The organism is Hyphomicrobiaceae bacterium, assembly GCA_041397645.1.
Lineage (GTDB): Bacteria > Pseudomonadota > Alphaproteobacteria > Rhizobiales > Hyphomicrobiaceae > Hyphomicrobium_B.
The window spans coordinates 2,750,822-2,770,359 of the sequence record JAWKWE010000004.1; the positions used below are offsets into that span (position 1 = coordinate 2,750,822).

14 protein-coding genes and 1 pseudogene are annotated in these 19,538 nt (G+C 57.7%); 8 read left to right on the forward strand and 7 right to left on the reverse strand.

Annotated features, from left to right (window positions below):
* Nucleotides 1-97: 97 nt before the first annotated feature.
* A complete protein-coding gene (locus R3D51_12830; protein MEZ5900361.1) occupies nucleotides 98-3,307 on the reverse strand; it encodes a CusA/CzcA family heavy metal efflux RND transporter in 3,210 nt (1,069 codons plus the stop codon).
* Complete coding sequence (locus tag R3D51_12835; GenBank protein ID MEZ5900362.1) at nucleotides 3,304-4,362, reverse strand: efflux RND transporter periplasmic adaptor subunit; 1,059 nt, start codon at nucleotides 4,360-4,362, stop codon at nucleotides 3,304-3,306. The genes R3D51_12830 and R3D51_12835 overlap by 4 nt, the downstream gene beginning before the upstream one ends.
* A gap of 629 nt (nucleotides 4,363-4,991) precedes the next feature.
* Here R3D51_12835 and R3D51_12840 point away from each other — a divergent pair.
* Nucleotides 4,992-5,519, forward strand: coding sequence for a four-helix bundle copper-binding protein (locus R3D51_12840; GenBank protein ID MEZ5900363.1), 528 nt, complete (start codon nucleotides 4,992-4,994; stop codon nucleotides 5,517-5,519).
* A gap of 93 nt (nucleotides 5,520-5,612) precedes the next feature.
* Here R3D51_12840 and R3D51_12845 read toward each other — a convergent pair whose 3' ends face one another.
* Nucleotides 5,613-6,308, reverse strand: coding sequence for a response regulator transcription factor (locus R3D51_12845; protein MEZ5900364.1), 696 nt, complete (start codon nucleotides 6,306-6,308; stop codon nucleotides 5,613-5,615).
* Nucleotides 6,305-7,855, reverse strand: a complete 1,551-nt coding sequence (locus tag R3D51_12850; GenBank protein MEZ5900365.1) for a DUF4118 domain-containing protein — start codon at nucleotides 7,853-7,855, stop codon at nucleotides 6,305-6,307. The genes R3D51_12845 and R3D51_12850 overlap by 4 nt, the downstream gene beginning before the upstream one ends.
* 166 nt (nucleotides 7,856-8,021) lie before the next feature.
* Here R3D51_12850 and R3D51_12855 point away from each other — a divergent pair, with 166 nt between their 5' ends.
* Nucleotides 8,022-9,932 carry a potassium transporter Kup gene (locus R3D51_12855; protein ID MEZ5900366.1) on the forward strand — a complete coding sequence of 637 codons (1,911 nt, stop codon included), beginning with the start codon at nucleotides 8,022-8,024 and terminating at the stop codon, nucleotides 9,930-9,932.
* Between the two features lie 240 nt (nucleotides 9,933-10,172).
* Here R3D51_12855 and R3D51_12860 read toward each other — a convergent pair whose 3' ends face one another.
* Nucleotides 10,173-10,790: a TetR/AcrR family transcriptional regulator gene (locus R3D51_12860; GenBank protein ID MEZ5900367.1), complete on the reverse strand. Its 618-nt coding sequence runs from the start codon at nucleotides 10,788-10,790 to the stop codon at nucleotides 10,173-10,175.
* 212 nt (nucleotides 10,791-11,002) lie between these two features.
* Between R3D51_12860 and R3D51_12865 the strand changes: the two genes are divergently transcribed.
* Nucleotides 11,003-11,950: a homocysteine S-methyltransferase family protein gene (locus R3D51_12865; protein ID MEZ5900368.1), complete on the forward strand. Its 948-nt coding sequence runs from the start codon at nucleotides 11,003-11,005 to the stop codon at nucleotides 11,948-11,950.
* 296 nt (nucleotides 11,951-12,246) lie between these two features.
* On the opposite strand, the gene R3D51_12870 is transcribed toward R3D51_12865, so the two are convergent.
* Nucleotides 12,247-12,738 (reverse strand): hypothetical protein, encoded by a 492-nt coding sequence (locus R3D51_12870; protein MEZ5900369.1) that lies wholly within the window; start codon nucleotides 12,736-12,738, stop codon nucleotides 12,247-12,249.
* 525 nt (nucleotides 12,739-13,263) lie between these two features.
* On the opposite strand from R3D51_12870, the gene R3D51_12875 reads away from it, so the two are divergent.
* From R3D51_12875 to R3D51_12885, 3 genes are read left to right on the forward strand one after another with little or no spacing between them, the layout of a single operon-like run.
* Nucleotides 13,264-13,479, forward strand: coding sequence for a hypothetical protein (locus R3D51_12875; GenBank protein ID MEZ5900370.1), 216 nt, complete (start codon nucleotides 13,264-13,266; stop codon nucleotides 13,477-13,479).
* Nucleotides 13,476-14,903, forward strand: coding sequence for a class I SAM-dependent methyltransferase (locus R3D51_12880; GenBank protein ID MEZ5900371.1), 1,428 nt, complete (start codon nucleotides 13,476-13,478; stop codon nucleotides 14,901-14,903). Before R3D51_12875 ends, R3D51_12880 begins: the two co-directional genes overlap by 4 nt.
* A gap of 15 nt (nucleotides 14,904-14,918) precedes the next feature.
* Nucleotides 14,919-16,484: a hypothetical protein gene (locus R3D51_12885; protein ID MEZ5900372.1), complete on the forward strand. Its 1,566-nt coding sequence runs from the start codon at nucleotides 14,919-14,921 to the stop codon at nucleotides 16,482-16,484.
* A gap of 77 nt (nucleotides 16,485-16,561) precedes the next feature.
* Here R3D51_12885 and R3D51_12890 read toward each other — a convergent pair.
* Nucleotides 16,562-17,044 (reverse strand): annotated as a pseudogene (locus R3D51_12890) (sulfatase-like hydrolase/transferase).
* Between the two features lie 306 nt (nucleotides 17,045-17,350).
* On the opposite strand from R3D51_12890, the gene R3D51_12895 reads away from it, so the two are divergent.
* Together R3D51_12895 and R3D51_12900 are read left to right on the forward strand one after the other, a co-directional pair.
* On the forward strand, nucleotides 17,351-17,872 hold the full coding sequence (locus tag R3D51_12895) for a GrpB family protein (protein MEZ5900373.1): 522 nt from the start codon (nucleotides 17,351-17,353) through the stop codon (nucleotides 17,870-17,872).
* Between the two features lie 987 nt (nucleotides 17,873-18,859).
* A complete protein-coding gene (locus R3D51_12900) occupies nucleotides 18,860-19,312 on the forward strand; it encodes a DUF2177 family protein (GenBank protein MEZ5900374.1) in 453 nt (150 codons plus the stop codon).
* The last annotated feature ends 226 nt before the right edge of the window (nucleotides 19,313-19,538 follow it).

Below are 19,538 nucleotides of genomic sequence, written 5' to 3' on the forward strand. Positions count from 1 at the left end.
ACTCTGCGCGGGCGGTTCGACACCAAATAGTCATCAGCCAGGTCTTTGCACGCAATGGAGGAGTCCGGGATAGGATCAACTAGGTGCGGGCGTAGATCTAGGCAGCCTGAGCTCGCTTGATCTCTCTTGGAGCCAAATGGACAGGACTACCCATCTCGGGCTCCGGGCGCCCCGCGATAGGCCCTGAAACCGTGTCCTGAACTGCAGTCTGTAACTTCACGATAGCATAGAGCGCCGGGATCACGATCAACGTCAATATTGATGACGTCACCATTCCGCCGATCATCGGCACTGCGATGCGCTGCATGACTTCGGACCCCGTGCCGGTGCTCCACAAGATGGGAATGAGGCCGGCAATGATGGCCACCACTGTCATCATTTTGGGCCGTGCGCGATCAACCGCGCCGCTCATGATGGCGTCTTCTGTGTCTTGGGCTGTCAGGGTGCGACCCTCTCGCGTGCAGGCATCCAACGCGGTCGCATGGCTGCGATCCAGATAATGCAGCATGACAATGCCGGTTTCGGTTGCAACGCCGGCAAGCGCAATAAAGCCAACTCCCACCGCGACCGAGAGATTGATGCCTAACCACCACGTCAGCCATATCCCCCCCGAGAGCGCGAAGGGAAGCGACAACATTACGATGAGCGATGGCGTGAGTTGGCCGAAGTTCAAATAGAGAAGGAGAAATATCAGGGCGAGCGTCAGCGGTACAACACGTTCCAAGCGTGCGGAAGCGCGCTGCATCCCCTCGTATTGTCCGCTCCAAACAAGGTGCGTTCCCGCGGGCAACGTCACGCGGTCAGCCAAGGCGCGTTTGGCTTCCTCGACGTAACTCGCCAGGTCGCGACCGTGGACATCGATGTAGACATAGGTCGCAAGCTTGGCATCTTCGGTGCGAATACTGGCTGGGCCGCGCGCTAGGCGAACGTCTGCCACCTCGCCAAGGGGAACGGTGCCGCCGGTAGGAAGCGCAACTTGGATTTCGTTGGCGATTGCGTTGGGATCAGATCTCAGTGCGCGCGGGTAGCGGAGAGAAACCGTATAGCGCTCACGCCCTTCAACCGTTTGCGTCACTGTCTCGGCGCCGAGCGCTGTGCGGATGACGTCTTGCACGGCCGAAATGGTAAGGCCGTAGCGGGCCATCCGTTCCAATTGTGGGTGGATTTCTAGATAATAGCCGCCGTTTACACGTTCTCCGAACGCGCTGCCTGTGCCTGGGACAGTCTTCAAAGTCGCTTCGACGTCGCGTGCCGCCCGCTCGATATCATCGAGACTTTTGCCGACGACCTTGATGCCAAGAGGCGTGCGAATGCCGGTCGCCTGCATGTCGATCCTGGCTTTGATGGGCTGGGTCCACGCGTTGGAAACGCCGGGGAACTGCAAGGCGGCGTCCAGTTCTTTAATCAGGCCATCTTTGGTCAGGCCGGGTCGCCATGCGCTCTTCGGCTTGAGATTGATGAGTGTCTCGAACATCTCCATTGGCGCCGGGTCGGTTGCTGTTTGCGCGCGCCCGGCCTTGCCGAAGACGCTTTCGACCTCGGGAAACGAACGGATGATACGATCTTGAGTTTGCAGCAATTCGGCAGCTTTTGTCACCGACAGCCCGGGAAGGGTCGTCGGCATGTAGAGAAGCGTTCCTTCATCGAGATCGGGCATGAATTCGCCACCGAGCCGCTTCATTGGCCAGACCGTGGCCGCCAGGACGGCAATGGCGAGAACGATAGTTGTGAATTTGAACCGCAGAACAGTGCGGATGACCGGCCGGTATACGGCTGTGATTGCTCGATTGAGCGGGTTCTTATGCTCCGGCACCACCTTGCCGCGGATGAAGATCATCATAAGTGCGGGCACGAGCGTGACAGACAGCAACGCGGCCGACGCCATCGCGAATGTCTTTGTGAAGGCAAGGGGAGAGAAAAGCCGCCCCTCCTGTGATTCCAGCGTGAAGACCGGGAGGAAAGATACCGTGATGATGAGAAGCGAGAAGAATAGCGGTGGGCCGACTTCGCAAGCCGATTCCAAAAGCGTCTGGATACGTGGCTTGTCCTTAGGCGCGCGTTCGAGATGCTTGTGGGCATTCTCAATCATAACGATAGCTGCATCGATCATCGCGCCGACGGCGATGGCGATTCCGCCAAGGCTCATTATGTCAAAGCCCATGCCGATGACCTTCATGCCGAGGAAGGAGATCAGCATGGCAGCGGGAAGCACGAGGATGGCGACCAGTGCGCTGCGCACGTGGAGCAGGAAAGCTAGGCAAACGAGCGTAACGATGAGGCATTCCTCAAAAAGTACGGAACGCAAAGTGGAAATTGCGCGGTGAATGAGGTCCGAGCGATCGTAGACCGGGACGATTTGCGAACCGTGGGGCAATCCCGGCGAAATTTCGTTGATACGATCCTTGACATTGTCGATGACCGCCAGTGCATTGCTGCCGGGGCGCTGCATGACGATGCCGCCGGCGACCTCACCTTCGCCGTTGAGTTCCGCCAGCCCTCGGCGTTCGTCGCCCGTCAACTCGATGCGCGCGAGGTCCTTGAGCAGAACCGGAGTGCCCCGTTCCGCCTTGATCACGATACCTTCAAGATCCGCAATGCCGCGCACATACCCGCGCCCGCGGACCATAAACTCGTGTTCACTCAACTCCACGGTTCGTCCGCCAGTCTCCTGGTTGCTTTGCGCGACGGCCTGCCTGACGCTTTCCAGCGAAATGCCTAGGCTGCGCATCCGATTAGGATCGACGACGATGCTATATTGCTTGACGAACCCGCCGACGCTGGCGACGTCGGATACGCCAGCCGCCTTTGAGAGTTCGAAGCGCACGTCCCAATCCTGAAGTGAACGCAACGCAGCCAGCGATAGGCCCTCGCCCAAAACGGCGTATTGGTAGACCCACCCGGTGGAACTCGAATCTGGACCGAGGGTCGGCGCTACACCCGGAGGCATTCGGCTTGCTTGCGTGCTCAGAGACTCAAGCACCCGGGACCGCGCCCAATAGGTGTCGGTTCCATCCTCGAATATCACGTAGATGATAGATGCACCGAAGAAGGAGAGACCGCGGACAACTTTGGATTTGGGCACAGTAAGCAATGCTGTCGTGAGGGGGAACGTGACTTGATCCTCGACGACTTGAGGTGCCTGGCCGGCGAATTCGGTGTAGACGATCACCTGCGTATCGGAGAGTTCCGGAATGGCATCGAGCGGCAGAGTGCGCACTGCCCACGACCCCATGGCAGCCGCAATCGCCACAACCATGATAACCAGAACAGCATTTCGGGCCGACCACGCAATGAGCCGAGAGATCATTTTCGTGCCTCGACGTTGCGCGGCGTCGAGAAAGACTTGATCGCCGCCTGGAAATTGCTCTCTGCATCAATCAGAAAATTACCGTTCATCACGATCCTGTCGCCTTCCGCGAGACCTTGCAGAATTTCTGCGTAGCCACCTCCACTTCGGCCGACCTTGACGTCGTGCGGCGCGTAACGGCCGCCGTCTTGCGCCACGAACACGACTTGGCGGTCTCCTGTGTCGATGATGGAAGCGGTAGGGACTGTCAGCGCCTCAGCATCTTCAGGTGCCGAGATCTCCACATCGGCATACATGCCGGGAAGGAGAAGCCGTTTGGCGTTATCGATTTCGATGCGGACTTTAGCAGTACGTGTCTGGAGATCGATCTCTGGAAGGATCAGTGCAACCGTTCCGGAAAACATATGCCCAGGATGAGCTCTCGTGCGAATTGTGACGGCTTCGCCGGCTTTCAGATTGGCAATCTCGCTCTCGGGAACGTCGGCGATGACCCAGACGACAGAGAGGTCAGCGATGCGAAAAGCTGTGTCGCCTGCCCTTAACTGCTGACCCGGCACAACGCTGCGTTCTAAAACAACGCCATCGCGTGGAGCACGTACGCTTGCCGTGTGAGGAACGCGACGCTCACGTTCGATTGCTTCAATAAAGTCGTCGGGCGCTCCCAGGTCCTGAAGGCGGCGGCTTGCGGTGATGAGCGTGGATTTAGGCACGCTTCCTGGTGCGTCTGCCGATGCATTTACATGAACCAGGAGCCAGGCCCCCTGATTGACCAGTTCCTTGCCGTAAAGTTCCAGGAGCGTGTCTCCCTTCTTGACGGAGCTGCCTGTGGTAAACGAGCTGACATTTTCGACGAAGGACTCAAACCGGGGCGCGATTACGAATATCCGCTGCTCGTCGATTGCGACGGTCCCCGGTGCGCGGATGCTTTTGGCAAGGTGCTGGCGCGTGGCTGCGACGGTCTCCACGCCGATGCGCTGGATCTTGCTGGGTTCGATTTTAATCGTGTCGACGTCAGCGACGTCGAGGACATCTTCGTAGACTGGGATGTAGTCCATCCCCATCTCGTCCTTTTTTGGAACAGGCGAAACGTCGGGAAGTCCCATTGGGTTGCGGTAGAATTTGATCTTTCGCTCGGCCGGCGCCGCGGCAACCCTCGATGAAGCCTCACTCTGCGCCTGCGCGGTCGTCGAGCCATTGGGTTCGGTAGTGGCGCCATTTTGCTTTCTGCAGATAGGCGCATTGAAAAGGAGCGGCTCGGAGGCGCTCTTCGTCGCCGACGTGGAAGTGGTGGGTTCTGTTGGCAGCGCCGACATAGGTGCCTCGTCGGCGGCTTTCGCGGTCGGAATTGCGAAAATCGTCGCTGCGAGGCCGAAAGCCCCGGCTATCCCATAAACTCTGAAACGGGCGAGTGGCACGATGATGCCTTTCCTGGATCGCGGATACTTAAATGTCTCAATGCGATACGATTGCGTTGCCGGCTTTTCGCTATGCAGCTTGATAAGCGCAAAGTGTGTGCCATTGGTCCAACGGTGAGGACCTTGACTTTACGCGCATGGCCGGCAAAGCCTGTGCTACGCACCATATTTCCAGGAAGATTTGTCGAAACATCCGCTTCTGGCAGCGAACTTCAAGATGGTTTACAAAAGTGGGCAGGCTTAAACGAAACGAGCACAGTGGAGGCTCCATGTCCGATCTCACCAACTCGCAGGCCGACGTTCAACTCGGCGTCGATGGTCGCGCTGACCGTCGAGCGTTTCTTTTGGCCGGACTAATGGCAACGGCCGGGATCGCGACCGGTTCAAAGAGCCTTATGGCCGCAGACGAACATGAGCACCATGGCGATCATGCTGAGCACATGGGCGGGCATGATCATTCCGCTCCGGCTGCGCATCAAGCTTTGATCGACGCCGCGCTCAAGTGCGTTAACAAGGGCGAAGTTTGCACCAATCATTGCATCACAATGTTGGGCGACGGCGATACCTCTTTAAAAGACTGCATCCGCACGGTCTCTGCGATGATGCCCATGTGCGAGGCTTTGGCAAAATTGGCGGCGCTTGAGTCCTCGCACCTGAAAGATCTGGCAAAAGTTTGCAGCGATGTTTGCGAAGATTGCCAAAAGGAATGCAAGAAGCACGCAGAGCACCATGCTGCTTGCAAGGCGTGCGCGGAATCATGCCAGGAATGCATCGACGCCTGCAAGAAGGTGACGTGAGGCTAATGCCTGCTGGGGAGGACAAAGCGGACGGACAATGAGCGTTCACTCAAGCGTGCTCATGACCCAAAGCGAACTGCTCGGTTAGTAGCGTTATGCGGGATCCGCAAAGCGATATCCAACCCCTGGCTCAGTAAGAATAAGAGAAGGCTCGGATGGCTTGTCTTCCAGCTTTGCGCGAAGCTGGCCCACGAAGACCCTTAGGTATTGACTGTCCGAAACATTGGCTGGTCCCCACACATCACGCAATAGCTGACGGTGCGTTATCACTTTTCCCGCGTGCCGCATGAGCAGAGCAAGCAGATCAAACTCTTTTGGTGTCAGGCGAACATGCTGATCATCTCTCATCACCACGTGACGGGCGATGTCGAGCTTGATGCTGCCGATGACAATCTCCGTCATGGCGGGGGCTCCCGCTTGGCTGCTTCGGCGCATCGCGGAGCGGATGCGCGCAAGCAATTCGCCGATGCCGAAAGGCTTGTTGACGAAGTCGTCTGCGCCGAGATCGAGCGACTCGATCTTTTCGCTTTCCCGGTCTCGCGCCGAAAGGATGATAATTGGAACAGGCGAGTGTTGCCGGATCGCGGTGATGACGGCCTTGCCGTCCATGTCAGGCAGTCCGAGATCAAGAATGATTAGATCTGCGCCCGAAGCCTTGAAGGCGCGTAATGCCTCCGAAGCGCTCGCAGCGGACGTAACTTGAAATCCGCTCGCGGCAAGACTGGGGCGCAGAAAGCGCTGGATCTGTGGTTCATCATCGACGATGAGGACCTTGATGGCGGCGCTCATGACCCAGTTCCATCCTGAAAGCGTTGGCTGTTTTGGGGGATGTTAAGGGTCACGCGCGTCCCTTGCCCACTAGCGATTGGGCTACTTGCCGCAATTGTCCCGCCCAGAGCTGTCATCACTTCCTTGCAAATGGTGAGGCCGATGCCTGACCCTCGCGTTCTTATCCCAGGGGCACGATAGAACTTGTCGAAAATCCGTGGCAGGGCGTCCGGCGAGATACCCTCTCCGCGGTCCTCAATTTCGACACGGTAATCCAGCTCCGCGCGGCGCAATGTCACTTTTATTGTTCCATTCGCGGGAGAAGCATTGACAGCATTCTCGATGACGTTGAGGAAGACATGTTCCAAAAGCAACTCATCCCCACGCACGATCGCCGGCGAGACTTGTAGGTCAAGGCTAAAGACCGCGTTCGGCATCGTCCGGCGCGCTATGGCGACGGTTCTACCAAGTGTGTCGGCTAAGTCGATCCAGTCTTTGGCCACCTCTGGCGGCCCTGAATCGAGACGCATCATATCGAGCATGTTGGTCACGAAGCGCGTGAGGCGGACGGTCTCCTCCTCGATGGCAGCCAATAGCTCGTTCTTGCTCTCGTCGGGCATCTCCGATCCAAGCTGGCGCAAGCTGGTCACGGCGCCCTGAATTGCAGCGAGCGGTGTCTTGATGTCATGTGATACCGAGGAAAGGAGCGCCGATTTGAGACGCTCGGCCTCCACCTGCTTCTCTGCAGCGCCTTTCTCCTCTTCCAGTGACAGGCGTTCGAGTGCAATCGCGGCCTGCTTTACCATCGCTTCCAGAGTGGTGTCGCTAACATCGTCGTCTCTCGGCTGGTGGACGCCGAGTACGCCCGCTACTTTATTGCGAACGAGTATAGGACGGAACTCGTAGTCTGCACCGGGCCAGCCGGCGACAGCTGGATAGACAGTCTGACGCGACGCGGCGCAGCGTTGAGCCGCTTGCCAGTCCGCCGTGCTCAAGTCCTTAGCCTCGGGAGTTTTCTGTAATATTGAGAGGTCGCCTCCGGCCGGTGCGCTAAGTATGACCGCGGACTTACCGGAGGCCTTGTTCGCCATCGAAACAAGCGATCTCGCAATATCTGCTTCGTTCATCGCGGCGGCAAGGCGCACTGCCAATGCATTGAGCGTCTCCAACGATCTCGTTCTTTGGCGTGCCTGCTCAGCGACTTCACGCAGGCGTCCAGCTAGGCTACCAGCGGCGATCGCCACAGCAAAGAATACAAGGAGGGCGACGAGATCGCGCGGATCCGAGGTGGAGAACGTATAAGTGGGCTGTACGAAGAAGTAGTTATAAGCGAGGAAGGTGGCCGTTGCCGTCGCGAGCCCCGACAGCATTCCGAAGGCGACTGCGCTGGCCACGACTGTGAGCAGGTAGAAGATCGCAACCCCGTGGTCAGGCAGCCAGCCGCTTATGAGAGCGCAGAGCGCCGTCGTCAAGCCGGCGCTCGCCGCACCTGCGATGACGGCTGCCCCGCCCTTCAACGGCCGGGGCAGTCGGTCCCATACATGGCGATCCGTACCATCGGTATGCATCACAGAGGCACCATTTTTGGCTCTGCCCCATGACTACAGAGCAGCCAGGACGCGGGACAGGACCTTTACGCCTTCCTTATGCCGAAGACCAAAATCCCCATCGAAACTTGATACGGAAAGGCAAATTTTTCGAAGGTGTTGGTTGTCGCCTTCGAGGATTCTTTCCATGACTGATGCCGTAGCGCATCCCGCTCAATCCGCCAATGTTCATCTCCCCACTGCGAAACGGATGAGCTTTCTTGCCTTGGCCGTCGGTGCGATCGGCGTGGTCTATGGCGACATCGGGACAAGCCCGCTTTACGCACTGAAGGAATCGTTGAACGCCGCGAGGGAGGGAGGTGAACCGACCGGGGTCATGGTGATGGGGGTGTTGTCCCTCATGTTGTGGGCGCTCATCATCATCGTTACCCTTAAGTACGTTGTCTTGATGCTTAGGGCCGATAACCAGGGGGAGGGTGGCACATTGAGTCTCATGGCCCTCGCCGAACGTTCGGTCGGCGCAGGTACATGGTTCATCCCGCTTCTTGGCATGGCCGGCGCCGCGCTATTTTACGGGGATGCCATCATCACACCGGCGATCTCTGTCCTCTCGGCGGTCGAGGGCCTCGAACTCATTACGCCTGCGTTCACGCCTTACATACTTCCGATCAGCCTGGGCGTAATCGTTGCGCTTTTTAGCGTTCAAAGCCGGGGAACAGCGAGGGTCGCGGCGTGGTTCGGACCGATCATACTCTTCTGGTTCCTTGTGCTCGCAGCAGGGGGGCTTGCGTACATTGCAAGAGTTCCGGGAATTCTTATGGCCTTCAATCCCATGTTGGGAGCAGGCTTTCTGTTGACGCACGGCATGGCCGGCGTGGTCGCGTTGGGTGCCGTTTTTCTCACGGTTACGGGTGCTGAAGCTCTCTACGCAGACCTGGGACATTTTGGTCGAAAGCCGATCCAGGGGGCATGGATCTGCATTGTTCTTCCTGCCCTCGCCATCAACTATCTTGGACAAGGTGCGCTTCTTTTGACTGACCCCACCGCGGTGGAGAGCCCCTTCTACCGCCTCTATCCTGAGTGGGCACTGATACCAATCGTATTCCTCGCCACACTCGCGACGATCATTGCTAGCCAAGCCGTCATTACGGGAGCGTTTTCGATTACGCAGCAGGCCATTCAGCTTGGGCTGCTCCCTCGCCTCGACATCCGGCGCACCTCAGAAACTGAGAAGGGGCAGATCTACATGCCGGCTGTCAACTGGATACTGATGATTGCCGTACTGTTCCTAGCGGCTTCGTTCCGCAACTCTAGCGCATTGGCTTCCGCCTACGGCATCGCGGTAACGGGAACGATGGTTGTAACAGTATGCCTCGCAACGGTCATCGCACGCGAATATTGGCGCTGGCCCGTATGGAAAACCGCTTTGGTGATGGGACCGTTCTTTCTGATCGATTGCGTGTTTCTCGGCGCTAACGCCCTGAAGATCATGGCGGGGGGCTGGCTGCCGCTTTTGGTTGGCGGCGCCTTATTGGCTTTGATGGTGACTTGGCGGCGCGGGCTTGCCTTGCTTAAGCAGAAGGCGCGGCGTGAGGAGCTTTCAGTTGCGGAATTTTGGCCCACGCTCGAGAAGAAGATCAAGGATCGTGTGCCGGGAACTGCCGTATTCCTTACAGCTCGGCCGGATGCGATCCCAGTGGCGCTGCTGCACAACCTTAAGCACAACAAGGTGCTGCATTCACATAACATCGTAGTCTGCATCGAGGCGGCGGATACGCCGCGACTGCCAGAAGCCGAGAGGAGCGTTCTGCAGCGCATCTCCGACGATTTGTCGATCGTTCGCTTGCGCTTTGGTTTCATGGAAGAACCAAATGTGCCGAGAGCACTGTTGCGTCGCCGGCTGGGACTCAAGCTCAACCCACGCGATACGTCGTACTACCTTTCGCGACGAACTCTACGTCCAGCAACACGCTCCGAACTTCCAACTTGGCAGGTTAGGGTGTTCATCTTTCTTGCCCGCCACGCCAGCGATGCCTCGCGTTACTTCCGGATTCCGACGGATCGTGCCGTCGAGATCGGAACTCAGATCACGATCTGAGGTCTCCTTCTGGCCCTCAGCGCCAGGGACCCGACGGCAAGTTTCTGACAACTGCGTCTATGCGATAGCGGTACTCATAATGCCCCCCTGTCGCCGATCGGCGCACTTGGGTCCGGTTCCGGAGCTACTGCTGTCGTCACCCGAGAGCCGTTTTGAGACGAGTTCGATTGCGTTGTCGAGGTCCGGAATCTCTGCCAAGCCACAGGCCAAGAACTCTTGGCAAATCCGCCATGGTTGAGCTTACGGTGCCCTGGGTAGGAACAGTAGCTTTAGGTAGGAACGCATCAAGAGAATCTGTTGCGCCGTCAAGTGCGGCTCTCCGACCGCTCGAGACATGACAAGACCACCCTCAATGACAGAGCTGACCATGTCGGCAAGATGATCGAGATCGACGTCATCATTGATTGGATAAGCCCCGGCGATTTCATCGAACATCGTTCGGAAACGGCGACGCCAACCTAGAACAGCACGTCGATTTGCTTCACGCACGTCGCGATCGAACAGCCGGTCCTGATAGACGGCGGTCGCCACAACACAACCGGGATGCCCACCGGGCATGTCCTCAATCAGCTCTGCAAGGAGCTTCAGTCCAATCAGGGCGGACTGCAAGGGGTCATCGGACAAATCCCGCGCGCGTGCGAATAGGTCGTCGAAAAGCCGATCCTCGACTTCGATATGCCGTTCGATGAGTGCGCGAGCGAGCGCATTCTTGTCGCGAAAGTGGTAGAAAAAGCCGCTCTTCGTGATCTCAGCGCTGGCAACGATCTCTTCGATCGAAGTCGCATCGAACCCTTTCGCCAGAACGGCATCCTGGGCGATGTTCATGATCTTCTCTCGTGTCTCGCTTCCACGGGCCATAGCGATGGGCTCCAGAATCCTTACCGCAGGTACAGTACCGCTGGTATGGTTTTCGTTGCACTCCTTTGCGCCCGCTCGATGCGAGACACCTAGTCGATTGTTAAATCGGTACAAAGTTTACCGCCTGGACTCTACCGCAAGTGGGCTTTCCTCGCCAGGGAAGCAGCGTGCATACCCTTCTCGACGGAAGCCTCGTTGAAAGGAGTTGCACGATGGCCAGCGTAAACCAATTGTTGAAGACGGATCGACCATTTCTGACGGACGGTGGCTTTGAGACTTGGCTGTTCTTCCAGCAAGGCTTCGAGGCGCCAGAATTTGCGGCGATTGTGCTGCTTGACGATGACGCAGCGCGCCAAGCGATGCGCCGTTATTTTGATGGCTTCCTTGCTATGGCAGAGAACGCCCGAACCGGGTTCGTGCTTGACACGAATACTTGGCGCGGCTGCACGCATTGGGGCCCCAAACTGAATCGGTCGAAAGCAGATATGCTTCGCCTCAGTCGCGATGCGGTGACCGTCGCCAAAGAGATTCGTAAGGCGTGGCAATCGCGCGTGTCGCCGATAATCGTCAATGGCGTGATTGGCCCCGCTGGCGATGGCTATGCACCGGGCAGGGTATCGAATGTCGAGGAGGCCAGCCGGCTACACCGGCCACAGATCGAGACCCTGGCGCAGGCAGGCGTCGACATGATCTCAGCGATCACCATGACGAATTCCAGCGAGGCTATCGGCATTACAGAGGCTGCAAGAGAGGCGCGGCTGCCTGTCGTGGTCTCGTTCACGGTGGAAACCGATGGCCATTTGCCGACAGGCGAACCACTTGGCGATGCGATACAGGCGGTTGACGCCGCCACCAACGAAGCACCGTGCTACTACATGGTCAACTGTGCCCATCCGGATCATTTCCGCGATGCCGTTGCCACCGGAAGGAACTGGGTGTCGCGCATCGGCGGCGTCAGGGCGAATGCATCACGCCTGAGCCATGCCGAACTTGACGTTGCCGAGACATTGGACGACGGCAATCCTGACGAGTTTGGCCAGTTACATGCCGATCTCGCAGGGTTGTTGCCCAATCTTCGCGTCATCGGTGGGTGTTGCGGCACTGATCATCGTCACGTTCGCTGTGTCTCGCAGCATCTCCACGCTCAGCTCGCCTTGTAATCAGCGTAATGGGTGGCAGTATTGTTGCTTGCTGCCACCTAACCGACTACTTCCCAGGGCGGGGCTACGGGGTATCCCACATTTTTTGCCGGCTCTCCAAGCACGTGGCCGGTTTGACACCCGGCGCCTTCCGAAAGCGCTTTCAAGTTCCCAATTTGCTCAGACAAGGCGCGGATAAACCGCGATAGCCTTGTACCCGACGATGTCCACTCATCGAGGTATAGGAACGGTGCTGCAACTCCGATCTTTGTGCCTATCGAGTGCGGAGACCAATGACCGCTTTCTCTGCCCAACAGTCATGGAGCCGACCGCAAACGACGAGTCTGACCCATACCCGAAGTGGCGACTGCCGGGTTCGACTCGCGACTACCTGCAGCTGCTGCAAAGTTCCAGATCAACTGAGCGCCCGCGCGCGAGAAGAGGCCAAAATGCCCATCGAGGTTGGTGTTCATGATTGAGTTGTCATGGAAGCTCGAAAACTTACCTTCGATCCAGATGTCAAACGGATTGAAGAGTGGCGCAACGGACGAACCCAGGCCAGGTGAGAGGCCGAGTCCCACGCCGCCGGCTTTGCGAGCTTCGGTCTCGGCCGAATAGCGCGCCATGTCCCGCAGACTGGTCGAGAACCCAAAATGAGCTGCGCCTTCGTTGCTGCCAGTCACCTTGAACGGCAACGGAACTCCGTTCTCGCCTTTAGCATCGGGGTCGCCGCGGCCGAGAGCAGCCAGGGTATCGAACGAACGATCCCCACGTGTCGATGTTGCGAAGCCCCGGGCACCGAAGTTCAATCGGGAAAGGTCGCACGTTCGCGGACGCGAAGGCCGCAGACAGACATACCACGCACTACTTCGAAATATTTAGCAACCGCGCCATCTACAGCGCTAGCCGGCTGGCCGGTACGGTTCACCGGGCGGCATGGGAGGCCCAGAATCGCATGCGGGACGGAACTCTCTCTAGCATGCAAATGCCCAACTGCCACGGCCGTGGCTTTTTCGGCGCGCAGTAGAAATTTGGCGCCTGTAAGATTTCGCAATGGCCGGTTTCCAGCTCGGTCGCTCGACAGGGAGCGACCGCGAGTTACGCAGGTCAACTCAAGGAAATAATTGGCTGTTTGACGCAAATCACGCGGCAGCATGAGGTACAGGTCTTGACGGCACCCGCCGACGATCGCCCGTAGGACACTGACGAATGAAAGAACCACACGCTTCAACGCAATTCCTATTGGCACACCATTTTCTTTCGAACACGTCACAGAAGTGTCGTAATTGCTCCCCGACCTGATTGGCCGAAGGTGGGAAACGGGGATGCAGAAGATGTCGACCAAATTGTTGTATGCGAGCGCCATGCTCGTCGCATCGACGACATGGGCCAGCGCCTATCTCGATCCGGGTACTGGAAGCCTGGTGCTCCAAATAGTGATCGCTGGCGCTCTGACCGCCGCCGCATCGGTGCGCGTATTCTGGTACCGGCTAAAGGAGTTTGCCCGCCGGATGATCGGCTTGAAGTCGACTCCAGCCGATCGTTCATGACGGGAGTTCCTGCCGCCGAAAAGCAGATGGACGCAATCCGCGATTATGCGTCCTTTCGCGATCCATCGGGGTTCATGTTTTGGAAGGCCGGCGAGATTTACCGCTGCATCCATGCTTCGTACGCCGATGTATTCAAGGCAGCGGACACCTGTGGCCTTTTCAAAGCAGCCGTCGCGGCGGGTTTGCTACTTCCGTTCGAGATATGCGAGCGGATGAGCGTCCCTATCCATTTGGGCGATCACAGCACAGTGATGAGGCCACGCCAAATCAATGCGATCAGCTATCCATACGAATGGAGCTTCACTGCGCTCAAGGAGGCAGCGCTGGCAACGTTGCGTCTGCAGTTGTTGGCGCTTGAGCACGGTTTCTTGCTCAAGGATGCGAGCGCCTTTAACATACAGTTCGTCGAAGGCGCGCCGCAGTTCATCGATCATCTCTCTTTCGATCCCATTGCGCATCACAACGCATGGCCGGCCTACGGCCAATTCTGCCGCCATTTCCTAGGACCATTGCTCCTGATGTCGTACGTGGATCTGTCGTTCGGCAGCATTCTGCAAAAGTACATCGATGGCCCACCTCTCGATTTGGTCTCCCGCTTGCTGCCGCGGCGCACCGAGTTGTCCCCCTCGATACAAATTCACCTGCACATGCACGCGCGGATGTCCAAATCCTATGCAGATGCAGACAAGCGGGTCGGCGGGGGACGGACGCTATCGGCGCGCGGATTTCAATCGATTGCCAACTCCCTCCTGAATCTGATCGAGCGGTTGGAGCCAAAGGATCAGTTTACCGAATGGGGAAACTACTACGCCGACACGAATTACAGCGATCAGGCGTTATCCGCTAAGAAAGATCTACTGCGGACGATGGTGCAGAGCATTGAACCCCACACAGTCTGGGACCTCGGCGGCAATAATGGCGAGTTCTCGCACGCGCTGACCGATCTTGCGGGGCAGATCATCTGCATGGACATCGATCCGCGGGCTGTCGATCAGAATTACATTCGCTGCCGCAAGGATAAGATTTCCAATGTACTCCCGCTCATCGCCGACGTCACAAACCCTCCGCCTGCGGTGGGCTTTGCGAACAGGGAACGTCCAGCGCTGCTCGACCGCAATAAGCCCGATCTGGTCATTGCACTCGCGCTGATCCATCACCTGGCAATTTCTAACAACCTGCCCCTGAGTTACATCGCGGACTTCCTGGCCAACCAAACGCCGGCGCTGATTATCGAGTTCGTGCCGAAATCAGACTCGCAGGTACGGCGTCTCTTGGCGAACCGGCCGGATATTTTTCCAAACTACAGCCGAGAGGGCTTCGAAGCAGCTTTTGGCGACCGGTTCGCTATCACTCGGGCCAACGCCATTCCTGGCACCGACCGCACGCTCTTCGTAATGCACCGACGCAGCGGCACGGACACCTAGAAAGGCGAGCTTGCAATGTCCTCTCCGGCCTCGAAGACCCGCCACTCAACGTTGGAATACCTGGGTGTCGTTGTCCTGGCGACGGTGGCGCCGACGCTGTTCGTGCTTTCCCAGAACTGGTACGCGATTCACATGCAAAAGAGCCTCTGGCTCATTGGCGCGGCGCTGCTAGCCGGCATCAGCATGGGCGTGCTGCTAGAACTCATTGTTCGCACCGCGGACTTCGCTCTCGGCCGGACTCGGCTCTCGGCTCTTAGCTCAAAATCTGGATTGCGAGACACGCTGTTTGCGCTCGCCGCTGCCGGCATCCCGTCCCTATTGCTGTTTCGCTCTCTTGAAGCGGCCCTGCCTTCCCGCGCGATGCTGGCCGCCCTTTATGGTGCGATGGCGATTGCGATCGTGCTGCTCTTTCGCCGTGTAACGCCGCGCCCGTTCTTGACCTTCTTTGCGATCTTCTCTGCTGTCTCTGCCGCCAATTGGCTTGCCAGTGTCGCGACAGCCGGACCTCCCAAGGCCGATACTCTGGCACAGGACTTCGAGACAGCGGTATTCAAGTCTAAGCCGAACATCTATCTCTTCATCTACGACGCCTACGGCAGCAAGGACGTCTACGAGCGCATATTCAGTTTGGACAACAGCGCTCAGTACGCCGCACTCCAGGCGCGGGGCTTCAAGGTTCTGCACTCTTTCAGCAATTACGACTCCACCTGGCAGACGACGCTGGCGACCTTCCTCGGCGCCCATCACTACTACCGCTTCGAGTTCGGCAATGCGGATACGCACGTCGGGCGGCCAATGATGGCGGGACGGACACATAACCCCGTCTTCATAACGCTACAGCGAAATGGCTACCGGCTGCAGCAGATCCACAGCCTCGACTATTTCGTGAATGAGCGGGGCAATCAGGAGTTCATTTATCCGGATGAAGCCTCATCAAGCGCGTTGCGCATCTTCAACATCCCATTCCTGAACAAGCTGGGCGGCCGCAAAAGGCGCATGACTGTGGAGGCGCAAAGCGAGGTGCTCGATGCACGGATTCGTGTGGCATCAGAGAAGAGTTCCGGGCCGTGGTTCACATTTTCGCACGTCAACCTGCCCGCGCATTCACCGGGGTTGCCGTGGTTGCAGTTGAAGGGCTTCGAAAAAGATTTTCGCGAGCGGACCGCGCGTGCCAACGAGCACATGCTGGCAACGATCGACCGCATAAAGGCATTGGATCCCACAGCGGTCATTGCGATTTTCGGCGACCACGGCGCGATGAGATACCATCAGATCTGGGGTGCCGGTGATCCAAACCAAGCCTTTGCCGAGGCTGGTTTTACTCCCGAGATCGTCACTCTGGACCGCTTTGGCATCATGATCGCCATTTATTCGGCGGGCCTTTGCGACGACCAAGTGTATCAAGGCCTCACCCCGGTCAACATCATGCGAACGATATTCGCGTGCCTCGCCGACGATCGCAGAATAGCGTCGCGCCACGCCGATGACATTTCGCTTTTTGGCGGCAAGAAAGGTCGCTTGCGGTTGACTGCTGAAAACGGGCGCATCCTGCCGCAATGGCAAGTTTACGAACCAAAGTAGCTTGGCCAGCGCCGAACAACCTCATTGCCGAATTGGAGGACCGGGAGTCGTTACCGCACGCCATTGATCGATCCGGTGGCAGGTGTGTTGTGCCACTTGCCGAATGCGGCGGTCTTGTAGCCGCAATATCCTAAAACCTTCGCGAGAGTTGCCGACGTGCGCGGAATGCGGCCCGTGTATCCGTCCCAGTTGACCGCTCGTTCTGCGATGGTGCCGGGACCGGCGCGTTGATGGTTTCGCCCGGTAAGAAGCGAAGCGCGCGTGGGCGAACAAATCGCCGTGGTATGAAATTCATTGAAGCTGATGGCGTAGCTTGCAAGCCGCGAGAGCGTCGGCGTGTGGATTGGCCCGCCAAACGTATCGGGCAGTCCAAAACCTACATCGTCGAGCAAAACAATCAGAATGTTTGGCGCATCTTTCGAAAGATGATTGACTGTCGGAAACGGAACGAGCTTTGAGTCTTGCAGCGTCGGCCCGGCCACGCTCTTTGACGGCGGTACCGGAAATGGAAGCACCGAGCCGTCGGTCGGCGTGTCACTCCGCGCGTGGCTAGCAGCCAAGACCGAAAGCCATATGGTTGCGATTGCGGTGGCGAACCTTCGCAACACCAGGCTTATTTTCAATGCAGAGCGGCGTGACGATACGCCGGAACGTCGATTGAAAGCGAGCGTAGATCCCATCGAAATTGCTCCATCATCGCGCTGACTCTTTGCGGATGCGCTCTAACGCACTCCTGACCCGCAACGTTGTTTCAAGCACATCGACCCGGGCGATTTTCAATTCGCTCGGCTCGATGTTTTTGGGGCCCCAATTCACGTTGACCGCATTTGACCGACCAAGACATCGTCCTTGCCAGAGGGTAGGTTATGGCTACCATCCCACCTATGAGCAATGAAACACGCCTCAAATTGGTTGACCCAGAGTTCGCGCACGTTCAGGCCGGGCATCTGTACGAGCAGACCAGGGCTTGGCTTCAGACCGTGCTGCCCACGGCGGATGTCCGCCACATCGGCGCGACAGCTATTCCTGGCTGCCTCACAAAAGGCGACCTAGACATTGTCATACGTGTCTCGCCCGAAAGCTTCGCACAGGCCGAAACCGTTCTGTCGTCTCGATTTGCGCGCAACCAAGGTTCAGTGCGCACTGCGGATTTCGCTGCGTTCGTGGATACCGCCACTGATCCACCCCTCGGCATCCAGCTCACGGCCATCAATGGTCCGTTCGATTTCTTTCATGCATTCGTCGACGCACTTTGCGCGTCCCCGCATTTGGTTCGTGAATACAATGCTCTCAAGAGTGCGTATGAAGGACACGCGATGGCCGTATACAGGGCTGCCAAAGATGCATTTATCGACCGCGTTCTCGCGGACCGGCGGTTACCCAGATGACGACCCCAATTGGCGATTCAGCAATCCATTCGCCAAATCAAACACTAGCGCGCTCCTGACCCGCAACCTTGGTCCAAACCCATCGAGCCGAGCGAATTTCCATTCGCTCGGCTCGATGGGTTTTGGTGGCACCAATTCACGTTGACCGCTTTTGGCCCGAAGCCGTCCTCCAGTCGAGGATATTAATTCGTCTAGGTAGAGCAGCCTTCCTGTAAACGAGTAGAACGTAGTTGGCCGCCCCCGGATGCTTGTGGCAACCTGAAGGGCACCCGAGGGCCAGCAAAATGGATCGAGCCTCACCCCCTGTTACGATTGGCGATCTCCGACGCGCTGGGCGGCGCCTATGGTGCTATTGCCTAAGCTGCGGGTATGAGGTCGAGAAAGACCTTACAACTTGGCGGGCCCTTGATGATGCCGTCGAGGTGCCGTCCGCGCACAAGCACCTCAAATGCTCGCGGTGCGGTTCGGGCAAGGTGTCAACGCGGCCGCAATTGCATGATCGCACGATCGACGAAATTCGGGCCGAGGCCCGTGCAAAGCAAGTGCGTGAGGCTAACGGTTGAGGCGGGGAGGCGCAAACGGGGTCGTCCCAGGGTCTGCTAATCCGAACCGCAGGCGATAATCATGGCTTCGCGCCGCCTCGAAATACACCCGGCAAGTCTAAACCGGTTTAGTCGGTGATCGGATCCCTCCAAAAGGTCGCTAACAATGGAAAGCAAGCCTTCATATTCGGGGGTTTCATTCCTAGCTACCGGAATGTTGAGCGCCCAAAATACGGCGAGGGCCTTGGTGCGCAATCCCTGGATTGTTGACGCACGTATCGCCCAAATGCATTCGGCCACCGCACGCGAGTGAGATCACAAAAAGTTGTCGACGGCATTCGCATTCGCTGATCGTGCCGATGTATCGCCGCAGACCGCATTTATTGATCCAACACGGCATGCCAAGCGTTCTTGAGCGCAGGACAAAAAGAAGGCAGCTTACTCCATGACCTACGCAATGGCTTACGTGCTCGCCCTCGTCGGCTTTGTCATCCTCGACATCTTATGGCTGAAGACCATGGGCTCTTACCTCTACCGCCAGGTGCTTGGCGACATCCTCGTCGAGGACATTCGAAAAATCCCGGCCATCGCATTTTATTTGATGTATCCGGCCGGGCTCGTGCTGTTCGCGGTGGCCCCGGCGATCAAGAATGGCTCCATCGGGTCGGCTTTGATCTACGGTGCACTGTTCGGCTTGTTCACCTATGGAACATATGAACTCACCAACTACGCCACACTGCGCAACTGGACCCTGCAGATCACGCTCGTCGACATCGGCTACGGGATGATCGTCTCAGGCCTTGTGGCGCTGCTTGTCGCGCTCATTCTTCCGTCAGTCTTGCAGCTGGTCGGAGCACGTCGGCTTGCGGCAGCTTCGCAACAATCTCTTCCGGTCTGAATCGGCCTTCAGATTTTTAATGGTGCGCAGCGACTGGATGCATGAGCCGTACAATCCTGCTTGTGAGTGCACCGCAATGCGCTGAACGCGCTGCAGCATGTTTTGCGAATTGATCTTGGCACAGAATGTCGCGCGACATTTGCCTCTCTCCTGCCACCGCTCGATAGATGTTGTTTTCGCGCGTGTGTTCCTTATTCTTCGTCGGTATTTCGCATTTTTCTGTTCG

Bases quoted from the DNA above. Each gene is read 5' to 3' on its own strand.
- R3D51_12885 (MEZ5900372.1), top strand. From the start codon at position 14,919: ATGTCCTCTCCGGCCTCGAAGACCCGCCACTCAACGTTGGAATACCTG.
- R3D51_12865 (MEZ5900368.1), top strand. From the start codon at position 11,003: ATGGCCAGCGTAAACCAATTGTTGAAGACGGATCGACCATTTCTGACG.
- R3D51_12845 (MEZ5900364.1), bottom strand. From the start codon at position 6,308: ATGAGCGCCGCCATCAAGGTCCTCATCGTCGATGATGAACCACAGATC.
- R3D51_12900 (MEZ5900374.1), top strand. From the start codon at position 18,860: ATGACCTACGCAATGGCTTACGTGCTCGCCCTCGTCGGCTTTGTCATC.
- R3D51_12855 (MEZ5900366.1), top strand. From the start codon at position 8,022: ATGACTGATGCCGTAGCGCATCCCGCTCAATCCGCCAATGTTCATCTC.
- R3D51_12830 (MEZ5900361.1), bottom strand. From the start codon at position 3,307: ATGATCTCTCGGCTCATTGCGTGGTCGGCCCGAAATGCTGTTCTGGTT.
- R3D51_12895 (MEZ5900373.1), top strand. From the start codon at position 17,351: ATGGCTACCATCCCACCTATGAGCAATGAAACACGCCTCAAATTGGTT.
- R3D51_12835 (MEZ5900362.1), bottom strand. From the start codon at position 4,362: ATGGACTACATCCCAGTCTACGAAGATGTCCTCGACGTCGCTGACGTC.
- R3D51_12880 (MEZ5900371.1), top strand. From the start codon at position 13,476: ATGACGGGAGTTCCTGCCGCCGAAAAGCAGATGGACGCAATCCGCGAT.
- R3D51_12860 (MEZ5900367.1), bottom strand. From the start codon at position 10,790: ATGGCCCGTGGAAGCGAGACACGAGAGAAGATCATGAACATCGCCCAG.
- R3D51_12875 (MEZ5900370.1), top strand. From the start codon at position 13,264: ATGTCGACCAAATTGTTGTATGCGAGCGCCATGCTCGTCGCATCGACG.
- R3D51_12840 (MEZ5900363.1), top strand. From the start codon at position 4,992: ATGTCCGATCTCACCAACTCGCAGGCCGACGTTCAACTCGGCGTCGAT.
- R3D51_12850 (MEZ5900365.1), bottom strand. From the start codon at position 7,855: ATGCATACCGATGGTACGGATCGCCATGTATGGGACCGACTGCCCCGG.